The organism is Kineococcus vitellinus (assembly GCF_009906315.1).
GTDB lineage: Bacteria > Actinomycetota > Actinomycetes > Actinomycetales > Kineococcaceae > Kineococcus > Kineococcus vitellinus.
Genome location: NZ_JAAALL010000159.1, coordinates 1 through 10,197 on the forward strand (window position 1 = coordinate 1; position 10,197 = coordinate 10,197).

Consider the following 10,197-nt stretch of genomic DNA (forward strand, 5'->3'; position numbering starts at 1 on the left):
TGCCGGCGCTGCGCGGGCGCCGGCCGCTGCCGCCGGCGCCCGCGGGCCCCGGTCAGGCGGCGGAGCTGCTGGGGCGCGAGCGCGTCGGCAGCGCCCGCGCCGGAGCGCTGCGCGCCGCCCTGCGGCCGGGGTCGGTGCACCGGGTGCCCGCCGCGCGGGTCGGCATCGCCGCCGCCGCGAGCGCCCTGCTCGCCGCGGCGCTCGGCCTGGGCCACACCCACTGGGCGCCCGTCGGCGCCGCGGCGGCGCTGCAGTCGCCGTCGGCCGGCGTCACGGCCCGGCGCGCCCTGCAGCGCGCGGTGGGCACCCTGGTGGGGGTGGCCGTCGCCGCGCTGCTCGTGCCGCTGGCCACCAGCGGGCCGCGGCTGCTGCTGCTCACCGCGGTGTGCGTGTTCGCCGTCGAGCTCTGCATGCCGCGCAACCACGCGCTCGGCACGGTGGCGATCACCGCGCTGTCGCTGCTGCTGGCGCGGGTGGGCGCGAGCGGCGCCGCGGTCTCCTCCCTGGTCGGCGACCGGGTGGGCGACACCCTCGTGGGCGTGGGGGTCGGCGTGCTCGTGGCGGTGCTCGTGCGCAACCGCCCGGCCTCGCGGGCCCTGGCCGGTGCGCTCGCGGCGCTGGAGCGCTCCGGCGCCGGGGAGGACCCGCACGCGCTGCGCCGCGACCTGCTCGCCCTGCGCGACGCGCACGAGCGCTGGATCGACGACTCCTGGGAGGCCGCCCGCGTGCCCGGCCCGCGCGAGCGCGTCGAGCGCGCCGAGGAGCTCGGGCACCGCCGGCTGGGCGACCTGCTCGGGCGGTGAGCGGAACTCCGCGCCCTGATCACTCGTAGAGTCCTGACGTGGAGCTCCTCGGGAACGTGCAGAACGGCGTGCTCATGGTCCTCGGCGTCGCGGCGTTCGCGCTCGAGGTCTGGGCCCTCGTCGACGCGGCCCGCCGCCCGGCCGGTGCGTACACGGCCGCCGGCAAGCGGACCAAGACCTTCTGGGTCGCGATCGTCGCGGTCGCCGCGGCGATCGGCTTCATCGGCCTGCCGTTCGCCAACCTCGGCCTGCTCGGCATCCTCGCCGTCGTGGCCTCGGTGGTCTACCTCGTGGACGTGCGCCCGGCGGTGCGCCAGTACGGCGGCGGCGGCCGTGGTCGCGGCGGCAGTGGCGGCCGCGGCGGCAACCAGGGGCCCTACGGCCCCTGGTGAGGATCAGCGCGCGCCCGGCGCCACGGCGTCCGCCGCGCCGCGCCGGCTGTGACGGGCCCGGTGCACCCGGTGCGCCGCCCGCCAGGCGCAGCGCAGCAGGGTGAGGCCCGCGACGGCCAGCGCCGCCACCGACAGCAGGTCCGCCTCGGTGAAGCCCCGGTCGGCGGACCAGGTGTGCAGCACCCTGCCCTCGACGGGCTGGTTGACCCGGCTCCAGATCGCCGCCAGCAGCCCCAGCACGAGCCCGGCGTCCAGGCGGGGCCGCACCAGCGCCCCCGCGGCGCAGACCCCCAGCGCGAGCAGCGTCAGGGGGATCACGACGGGGACGTCCAGCAGGTCGGGCACCGCTCGATCGTAGGTGCGCAACCCTCCCGTCGCGTCAGGTCCACCCGACCGTCACCGGACGTCCACCCCTTCGGAGCAGCGACCCGCTCGGCTCCGCCCGGTCCCAGGAGGAGCACAGCGGTGCGAGCAGTCGTCCAGCGCGTGAGCCGCGCCAGCGTCAGCGTCGACGGGCAGGTGGTCGGGGCCCTCGACGCACCGGGCCTGCTGGTCCTGCTGGGCGTCACCCACGACGACGGCCCCGCGCAGGTGGAGCTCATCGCCCGCAAGGTCGCCCAGCTGCGCATCCTGCGGGGGGAGCGGGCCGCCGCCGACGTCGGCGCCGGCGTGCTGCTCGTCAGCCAGTTCACCCTGTACGCCGACACCCGCAAGGGCCGGCGCCCGACGTGGAGCGCGGCCGCGCCCGGCCCGGTCGCCGAACCGCTCGTCGACGCGGTCGCCGACGCCCTGCGCGGGCACGGCCTGCCCGTGGCGACCGGGCGCTTCGGCGCCGACATGGCCGTCGAGCTCGTCAACGACGGGCCGACGACGATCCTGCTGGAGGCCTGAGGCGCCGCCGGCGCGGCCGCCGCCCCACCGGGTGAACCGGTTCACGCCGACGCGTCGGCGCGCTCCCCCCGGGAGCTCGCCCGCACCACCAGCTCGCGCGGGGCGGGCCAGGACGGCGAGGTGCGCCCGGCCAGCACGTCCAGCAGCAGCGACGCGCTGCGCGCCCCGTCGGCGACCACGTCGCGGCGCAGCGAGGTGATCGCCGGGTCCGCCAGCCGGCACAGCATCGAGTCCTCGCCCGCCACGACCGCCAGGTCGCCGGGGATGCGCAGCCCCAGCGAGCGCCGCTCGGCCACCACGGCCGCGGCCATGACGTCGTTGTCGTAGACGACCGCGGTGGGGGGCTGCGCGCGGGCCAGCAGCCGCCGGGTCGCCGCCAGCCCGCTGCCGGAGGTGTAGTCGGCGGCGACGACCGGCTGCGCCCGGCCCAGCGCCGCCCGCGTCACCTCCCGCCAGGCGCTGTCGCGGCGCACGGTGTGCAGGAACTGCGTCGGCCCGCTGACCCGCGCGATGCGCCGGTGGCCCTGCGCCAGCAGGTGCTGCACGACCTCGACGATCGGCTCCGCCTCCGCCTCCACCGTGACGGCCAGGTGGCTGCCCAGCGGCACGTCGTCCTCGAGGCCGCCGCGCAGCGCGCACGGGATGCCCAGGTCGTCCACCACCGCCAGCCGCGGGTCGTCCACGAGCAGGTCGGTGAGGATGACGCCGTCCACGCGGCGCTCGGCCCACCACCCGCGCAGCACCTCCACGGCCGTGCCGACGTCCGGCACCACCGTCAGCAGCAGCGAGAACCCCTCGCGGGCCAGGACGCTCTCCATGCCCGCGATGAGCCGCATGTAGTACGGCTCCTCCTCCAGCAGCCGCAGGTCGCGCGCCACGGCCAGCCCGACCGCGCCGGCGCGCGCGCTCGACAGCGAGCGCGCCGCCGCGCTGGGCCGCCAGCCCAGCTCGGCCGCCGCTGCCCGGATGCGCTCGCGGGTCTCGGCGGAGACCCCGGGCTGGTCGTTGAGCGCGTACGAGACCGACGCCTTGGAGACGCCCGCCAGGCGGGCGATGTCGCGGATGGTGGGCCGCGACGCGCGGTCGTGCGGTGGACGAGCCACGGTGACCTCCTCGACACCGAGCGGCTGCACGCGCGCAGCGGCCCCGGACTGGCGTCCGATCATGCCCGAGGCGCCCGGGCCCCCACCGCGGGCCCTCACGCGGGGCCCTCACCCCGGCCCTCACCCCAGGCCCTCACCGCGGCGCCACGCACTCCCACGCCACCGTCAGCTCGCCCAGGCGCCAGCGCGAGGGCCCGTCCAGCACGGGGAAGCCCCGCGCCAGCTCGCGGCAGGTGGCGATCCAGCGCTGGCGCGCCCCGAAGGTGCCCGCCGGGGCGGCCCGCGCCCACGCCGCGTCGGCGGCCCGCAGCAGCTCGTGCACGCCCTCGCCCGGCACGTTGCGGTGGATGAGGGCCTTCGGCAGCCGCTCGGCCACGGCCGAGGGCGCCGGCAGCCCCGCCAGGCGCACCGACAGCGTCAGCGAGAGCGGACCGCGCTCGCGCTCCAGGGCGATCCAGCTCGCGCGCCTGCCCAGCTCGTCGCACGTGCCGTCCACCACCAGCCCGCCCGGCGCCAGCCGCGAGCGCAGCAGCTCCCAGGTGGCCGCCACCTCCCCGGTCTCGTACTGGCGCAGCACGTTGAAGGCCCGCACCAGCACCGGTGCACCGCCCCCCGGCACCGCCAGCTCGAAGCCGCCGAGGGCGAACTCGGGTGCCCCCGGCACGTCCCGCAGCGCGCTGCGGGCCGCCGCCACCCGCTCGGGGGAGATCTCCAGGCCCACCACGCGCACGTCGGGACGCACCCGCCGCAGCCAGCGCTGCAGGTCGGTCACCGTCACCGGCGAGGCGCCGTAGCCGAGGTCGACGACGAGCGGGTCGGCGGCCTCCCGCAGCCGGCGGGCCTGCGCCTGCGCGAGCCAGCGCTCCACCCGCCGCAGGCGGTCCGGGCCGGTGGTGCCGCGGGTGACCGCGCCCACCGCCCCGCCGGCCCCGCCGCGGGCGCTGCCGCCGCCGCGGGGAACCCGGGAGGCGTCCGCTCGCACGCGGGAGGCAGACTGCCGGGGCACGTGGCGGACACTAGCGAGGGGAGCAGGTGTGGGGCGCACGCCCGAGGTCTCGCGGGTGGCCCTGCTCTCGGTGCACACCTCGCCGCTGGCGCAGCCGGGCACCGGCGACGCGGGCGGCATGAACGTCTACGTGCTGGAGCTGGCCGCCCAGCTGGCCCGCCGCGGCGTGGAGGTGGAGGTCTTCACCCGGCGCACCTCCTCCGAGCAGCCGCCGCTGGTGCACCCCTTCGACGGCGTGCGGGTGCACCACGTGGCCGCCGGGCCCTACGAGGGCCTGGGCAAGGACGACCTGCCGGGGCAGCTGTGCGCGTTCACCGCCGGCGTGCTGCGCACCGGCGCCCGCCACGAGGAGCAGCACTACGACGTCGTGCACTCGCACTACTGGCTCTCCGGGCAGGTGGGCTGGCTGGCCGCCGACCGCTGGGACGTGCCGCTGGTGCACTCGATGCACACGATGGCCAAGGTGAAGAACGCCGCCCTCGCCGACGGCGACGTGCCCGAGCCGGACGGGCGCGTCGTCGGCGAGCAGCAGGTCGTCGACGCCGCCGACCGCCTCGTGGCCAACACCGCCGAGGAGCGCCGGGAGCTCGTCGACCTCTACGGCGCCGACCCGGCCAGGGTGGCCGTCGTCGCCCCCGGCGTGGACCTGGGCGTCTTCCGCCCCGACCCCGGCCGCGCGGCCGCCCGCCGCCGCCTGGGGCTGCCCGCCGACGCGGAGGTCCTGCTCTTCGTGGGGCGCATCCAGCCGCTGAAGGCGCCCGACCTGCTCGTGCGGGCCACCGCGGAGCTGCTGCGCGCCTCCCCGCAGCGGCGCGCGCGGCTGCGGGTGCTGGTCCTGGGCGGTCCCAGCGGCTCCGGCACCGCGCACCCGGAGGCGCTGGCGGACCTCGTCGAGGAGCTGGGCCTGGGCGACGTCGTGCGGCTGGCCCCGCCGGTGGCGCGCGCCGAGCTGGCCGAGCACTACCGGGCCGCCGACGTCGTCACCGTCCCCTCCTACAACGAGTCCTTCGGGCTGGTCGCCCTGGAGGCCCAGGCCTGCGGCACGCCCGTGGTGGCCGCCGCGGTCGGGGGCCTGCGCACCGCGGTGGCCGACGACGCCGACGGGCGGGGCACCGGTGCGCTCGTGGGCGACCACGACCCCCGCACCTGGGCGCGCGTGCTCGCGGGGCTGCTGGACGACCCGGCCCGCCGCGCCGCCATGGGCGAGCGCGCCGCGCGCCGCGCGCGGGGCTTCGGCTGGGGGGCCACCGCGGAGGCCACCCTGGGCGTGTACCGCGAGGCCGTGCTGCAGCGGGCGCGCGGGGGGCGCGGCGAGCGCGATCGGTAGGGTGCGAACCATGAGCGAAGCGGCGCACACCCTCGTCCTCCTCCGCCACGGCGAGAGCGAGTGGAACGCCTTGAACCTGTTCACCGGCTGGGTCGACGTGGCCCTGTCGGAGAAGGGCCGGGCCGAGGCGAGCAGGGGCGGGCGGCTGATGGTCGAGTCGGGCGTGCTGCCCGACGTCGTGCACACCTCGGTGCTGCGCCGCGCCATCACCACCGCCCACCTGGCCCTGGACGCCGCCGACCGCCACTGGATCGACGTGCGCCGCTCCTGGCGCCTCAACGAGCGCCACTACGGCGCCCTGCAGGGCAAGGACAAGAAGCAGACGCTGGCGGAGTTCGGCGAGGAGCAGTTCATGCTCTGGCGCCGCTCCTACGACACCCCGCCGCCGGCCATCGAGGCCGGCTCGGAGTTCTCCCAGGACGGCGACCCGCGCTACGCGGGCCTGGGCGCCGACATGCCGGCCACCGAGTGCCTGGCCGACGTCGTCGCGCGGATGCTGCCCTACTGGGAGCAGGGCGTCGTCCCCGACCTGCGCGCCGGCAGGACCGTCCTGCTCGCCGCGCACGGCAACTCGCTGCGCGCCCTGGTCAAGCACCTCGACGGCGTCTCCGACGCCGACATCGCCGGGCTGAACATCCCCACCGGCATCCCGCTGGTGTACCGCCTGGACGCGGACCTGAAGCCGACCGTGCCGGGCGGGCAGTACCTGGACCCCGAGGCCGCCGCGGCCGCCGCGGCCGCCGTCGCCAACCAGGGCCGCTGACGCGGCGCTGACCCGGCCGGGCTCAGCCGGCGGCGGTAGCGGTGCTCGTGGCCGTGCCGGTGGCCGTGCTCGTGGCCGTGCCGGTGGCCGTGCTCGTGGCGCTCGCCGTCGGTGACGTGCAGGCGGCCTCCACGGCGGCCTGCAGCCGCTCCTGGGCGTCGACCACCCGCGTGCCCGCGGCCGGGTCGGCGCCCACCGCGGCGGCGGCCTCGTCGAGGCGGTCCATCGCCGTCAGCAGGTCCTCGGTGGAGCCGTCCCCGGCGTCCAGGGCCCCGGCCCGGGCGGCCAGCCGCTGGTAGTAGTCCAGGACCAGCTGGGCGTCGGCGGCCTGCTCGGGCGGGGCCGCGGCCAGGACGGCGGCGTAGTAGGCGGGTCCCTCGCTCGTGGTGACCAGGACGTACACCGACTGCGCGCGCGGGTCGCCGCGGCCGATGTCCAGCCGGTCCAGCTCGGCGGCGAACGCGTCGTCGAGGGCGCCCTGGGCCGCGTCCACCGACGCGCAGTCGAAGCCCGGCCCCGTCGGGCTCGGGGAGGCCGTCGCGCTCGGCGAGCTCGTCGCCGTGCCGGTCGGCCGGGTCGTCGTCGTGGTCGGGGAGGGGTCGGGCGCCTCCTCCCCGCCGCACCCGGCCAGCAGCGCCGCCAGGCCCACGGCCAGCGGTGCCGGGACCGCCGCGCGCCGTCGCGCGGGCCGCCGGGTGATCACTCCGTCGACGCTACACCCGCGGTGCCTGCCGCGCCCCGCGCCGCCCGCGGCGGCGGGGTGCTCAGACCGTCTGCGCCGCAACGTCCTCGTCGTGCGAACCCGTCACCAGGAAGACCACCGACTTGGCCACCGAGACGGCGTGGTCGGCGAAGCGCTCGTAGTAGCGGCTGCACAGCGTCAGGTCCACGGCGACCTCCGTGGGGTGGTCCCAGGTCCGCGCCAGCAGCTGCTCGAAGACCACCCGGTGCAGGCGGTCCATCTCGTCGTCGTCCAGCTCCATCTCGGCGGCGCGGCGCACGTCCCGGCCGGCGATGACGCTGCCGGCCTTGGCCACGATCCGCTCGGCCACCTGCCCCATCTGCAGGATGGTGGAGCGCATCTCGGCGGGCACCACCAGGTCCGGGTAGCGCAGCCGGGCGAGCTTGGCGACGTGGCGGGCCAGGTCGCCCATCCGCTCCAGGCTGGAGCTCATGCGCAGGGCCGTGACGACCACGCGCAGGTCGGTCGCGACGGGCGACTGGCGCGCGAGCACGCGCACCGCCCGCTCCTCCAGGTCGCGCTGCAGGGAGTCGATGCGGGTGTCGGCGGAGATGACCGTCTCGGCCAGCTCGCGGTCCCCGTCCAGCAGCGCGGTGGTGGCCCGCGTGATCGCCGACTCCGCGAGCTGGGTCATCTCGACGAGCGTCTGGACGAGCCCGTCGAGCTCGTCGTGGTAGACGTTGCGCACTGCGGTGACCTCCGGTCGGGTCCGCCGGCCGTCCGCCGTGCGGACCGCGCGGCCGGGTGTGTGCTCCGAGGCTCCCAGCCGGGGGTGAACGAGCGCCACCCGGGAGGTGAACATCTCGGCCCGCGCGGCTGCACAGGGCCCGCGCCGGCGAGGCGGGCCTGGACGGCGACCGTAGGCTGGTGCGGTGCTGGGCGAGCTCTCCGTGTCGATCGCCGCGGCGATCGGTGTGCTCACCGGTGCCGCGGGCGTCCTCGCGTTCCGCATCTCCGAGCGCCTGCAGCACCGCGGCCGCTCCGCGCCGCCGCCCGCCGGCGGGCTGCCCCCCGGTGTCAGCGACGTCCTCATGGCCCTGCGCTCGTCGGCCGTCGTCCTCGCCGCCGACGACGAGGTCGTCAAGGCCAGCGCGGCCGCCTACGCCAGCGGTGTCGTGACCGGGCGGGAGCTGGCCGACCCGCAGCTGCGCGAGCTCGTGCGCGCCTGCCGCCGCGACGGGCGCGTGCGCGAGTACGAGATGGAGCTCGCCGCGGGGCTGGGCCGCCCGCCGGCCGTCGTGCTGGCCCGGGTGACGACCCTGGGCGCCCGGCACGTGCTGCTGCTGCTGGAGGACCGCACCGAGTCCCGCCGCGTGGAGGCCACCCGCCGCGACTTCGTCGCCAACGTCAGCCACGAGCTGAAGACCCCCGTGGGGGCGCTGTCGCTGCTGTCGGAGGCCGTCGAGGAGGCCGCCGACGACCCCGAGGCCGTGCGGCACTTCGCCCGCCGGATGCGCCGGGAGGCGACCCGGCTCTCGGCGCTCGTGCAGGAGATCATCGACCTCTCGCGGCTGCAGGCCGCCGAGAACGTCGTGCGCCCCGAGCTGCTCGAGGTCGACTCCCTCGTGGCCGAGGCGATCGACCGCAGCGGCAGCGTCGCCCACCAGCGCGGCTCCGAGGTCGTCGTCGCCGGCACGCGCGGCCTGCAGGTGCGCGGGGACCGCGAGCTGCTCGTCACGGCGCTGCGCAACCTCGTGCACAACGCCCTCGCCTACTCGCCCGAGCGCAGCAGGGTGGTCGTGGAGGTCCGCCGCAGCAGCGGGCAGGCCACCGGGGCCGAGCACGGGGTGGTGCCCACCGTCGACATCGCCGTCTCCGACCGGGGGGTGGGCATCAGCCCCGCCGACCTGGACCGCATCTTCGAGCGCTTCTACCGCGTCGACCCCGCCCGCTCCCGCTCCACCGGCGGCACCGGGCTCGGGCTGTCGATCGTCAAGCACGTGGCCGGCAACCACGGCGGGGACGTCCGGGTCTGGAGCGCCGAGGGCGAGGGGTCCACCTTCACCCTGCGCCTGCCCGACCCGACCACCGAGCTGCCCGCCGACGCGGCCGCCGCGCCCCCCGCGGGCGAGGGCGGCACCGACCCGAACCGGCGCCCGGGGCGTGGCGCCGACCCCGATCCGGCGTCGCCCGCAGGTCCCGCGGCGCCGCAGACCCCCGTGGAGGTCCGACCGTGACGCGCATCCTGGTGGTGGAGGACGAGGAGTCGTTCTCCGACCCGCTGTCCTACCTGCTGCGGCGGGAGGGCTACGACGTGGCGGTCACCGAGACCGGCCCGGAGGCCCTGGAGGAGTTCGACAAGGCCGGTGCGGACCTGGTCCTGCTCGACCTCATGCTGCCGGGCCTGCCCGGCACCGAGGTCTGCCGGCAGCTGCGGACGCGCTCCAGCGTCCCGGTCATCATGCTCACCGCCAAGGACTCCGAGATCGACAAGGTCGTGGGCCTGGAGATCGGCGCTGACGACTACGTCACCAAGCCCTACTCCTCCCGCGAGCTGCTGGCGCGGGTGCGGGCGGTGCTGCGCCGCGGCGCCGAGCCCGAGGAGCTGGTGCAGACGACCGTGGAGGCGGGCGGGGTCCGCATGGACGTCGACCGTCACGTGGTGACGGTGCGCGGGGAGCGGGTGCCGCTGCCGCTGAAGGAGTTCGAGCTGCTGGAGCTGCTGCTGCGCAACGCCGGCCGGGTGCTCACCCGCGTGCAGCTCATCGACCGCGTCTGGGGCTCGGACTACGTCGGCGACACCAAGACGCTCGACGTCCACGTCAAGCGGCTGCGGGCCAAGATCGAGCCCGACCCGGCGAACCCGCGGCACCTGGTGACGGTGCGCGGGCTCGGCTACAAGTTCGAGGGCTGAGCCCGGGGGTCGACGGCGGCCGGGGAGCAGCACCGGGCCGCGGAGCGCGAGAGGGGGCGGCCCGGTGGGCCGCCCCCTCTCGCGCGCGGTGCGTGCGGGGCGCGGACCCCGCCGGGCTCACTCGCCCTCGGTGCCCGCGCCCTCCTCGGCGGCGGGCTCGCGCTCGCCCGCGGCGGCCTCGGTCTCGCCGACGGCGGGGCCGCAGGTGACGCTCGGGCTCGGCGTGGCCGTCCCGGTGGGCTCCGCGCCCGCGGCGGCGGCGTCCTCGGTGGCCTCCGCGCTCGCGGTCGCCGCGGCGGTGGCCGAGGCGACCGCG

12 protein-coding genes and 1 pseudogene are annotated in these 10,197 nt (G+C 77.5%); 7 read left to right on the top strand and 6 right to left on the bottom strand.

What is annotated here, in order from left to right:
- Both GTQ99_RS14170 and GTQ99_RS14175 read left to right on the top strand, forming a co-directional pair.
- On the top strand, positions 1-803 hold an 803-nt coding region (locus tag GTQ99_RS14170), incomplete at its 5' end, for an FUSC family protein (RefSeq protein WP_166616383.1).
- 38 nt (positions 804-841) lie between these two features.
- Positions 842-1,195 (top strand): DUF2516 family protein, encoded by a 354-nt coding sequence (locus GTQ99_RS14175; RefSeq protein ID WP_166616384.1) that lies wholly within the window; start codon positions 842-844, stop codon positions 1,193-1,195.
- Positions 1,196-1,198: 3 nt separating this feature from the next.
- Here the strand turns inward: GTQ99_RS14175 and GTQ99_RS14180 are convergent, their stop codons facing one another.
- Entirely contained in the window at positions 1,199-1,540 is a 342-nt protein-coding gene (locus GTQ99_RS14180) for a hypothetical protein (RefSeq protein WP_166616385.1), read from the bottom strand.
- Positions 1,541-1,660: 120 nt separating this feature from the next.
- Here GTQ99_RS14180 and dtd point away from each other — a divergent pair, with 120 nt between their 5' ends.
- On the top strand, positions 1,661-2,086 hold the full coding sequence (gene dtd / locus GTQ99_RS14185) for a D-aminoacyl-tRNA deacylase (RefSeq protein WP_166616386.1): 426 nt from the start codon (positions 1,661-1,663) through the stop codon (positions 2,084-2,086).
- A 41-nt stretch (positions 2,087-2,127) separates the two neighbouring features.
- Here dtd and GTQ99_RS14190 read toward each other — a convergent pair whose 3' ends face one another.
- Together GTQ99_RS14190 and GTQ99_RS14195 are read right to left on the bottom strand one after the other, a co-directional pair.
- Entirely contained in the window at positions 2,128-3,189 is a 1,062-nt protein-coding gene (locus GTQ99_RS14190) for a substrate-binding domain-containing protein (RefSeq protein ID WP_166616387.1), read from the bottom strand.
- Positions 3,190-3,322: 133 nt separating this feature from the next.
- Positions 3,323-4,195 (bottom strand): class I SAM-dependent methyltransferase, encoded by an 873-nt coding sequence (locus GTQ99_RS14195; RefSeq protein WP_338075001.1) that lies wholly within the window; start codon positions 4,193-4,195, stop codon positions 3,323-3,325.
- A 28-nt stretch (positions 4,196-4,223) separates the two neighbouring features.
- On the opposite strand from GTQ99_RS14195, the gene mshA reads away from it, so the two are divergent.
- Both mshA and GTQ99_RS14205 read left to right on the top strand, forming a co-directional pair.
- Positions 4,224-5,522: a D-inositol-3-phosphate glycosyltransferase gene (gene mshA, locus GTQ99_RS14200; protein ID WP_166616388.1), complete on the top strand. Its 1,299-nt coding sequence runs from the start codon at positions 4,224-4,226 to the stop codon at positions 5,520-5,522.
- Positions 5,523-5,532: 10 nt separating this feature from the next.
- Entirely contained in the window at positions 5,533-6,285 is a 753-nt protein-coding gene (locus tag GTQ99_RS14205) for a phosphoglyceromutase (RefSeq protein ID WP_166616389.1), read from the top strand.
- A 22-nt stretch (positions 6,286-6,307) separates the two neighbouring features.
- Here GTQ99_RS14205 and GTQ99_RS14210 read toward each other — a convergent pair whose 3' ends face one another.
- Together GTQ99_RS14210 and phoU are read right to left on the bottom strand one after the other, a co-directional pair.
- Entirely contained in the window at positions 6,308-6,988 is a 681-nt protein-coding gene (locus GTQ99_RS14210; RefSeq protein ID WP_166616390.1) for a hypothetical protein, read from the bottom strand.
- 61 nt (positions 6,989-7,049) lie between these two features.
- Entirely contained in the window at positions 7,050-7,715 is a 666-nt protein-coding gene (phoU, locus tag GTQ99_RS14215) for a phosphate signaling complex protein PhoU (protein WP_166616391.1), read from the bottom strand.
- A gap of 184 nt (positions 7,716-7,899) precedes the next feature.
- Here phoU and GTQ99_RS14220 point away from each other — a divergent pair, with 184 nt between their 5' ends.
- Both GTQ99_RS14220 and GTQ99_RS14225 read left to right on the top strand, forming a co-directional pair.
- Positions 7,900-9,204 carry a sensor histidine kinase gene (locus tag GTQ99_RS14220; protein ID WP_338075002.1) on the top strand — a complete coding sequence of 435 codons (1,305 nt, stop codon included), beginning with the start codon at positions 7,900-7,902 and terminating at the stop codon, positions 9,202-9,204.
- Positions 9,201-9,881 carry a winged helix-turn-helix domain-containing protein gene (locus GTQ99_RS14225; RefSeq protein ID WP_166616392.1) on the top strand — a complete coding sequence of 227 codons (681 nt, stop codon included), beginning with the start codon at positions 9,201-9,203 and terminating at the stop codon, positions 9,879-9,881. Before GTQ99_RS14220 ends, GTQ99_RS14225 begins: the two co-directional genes overlap by 4 nt.
- Before the next feature lie 117 nt (positions 9,882-9,998).
- Here the strand turns inward: GTQ99_RS14225 and GTQ99_RS14230 are convergent.
- Positions 9,999-10,197, bottom strand: a pseudogene (locus GTQ99_RS14230) (hypothetical protein); the annotation flags it as partial.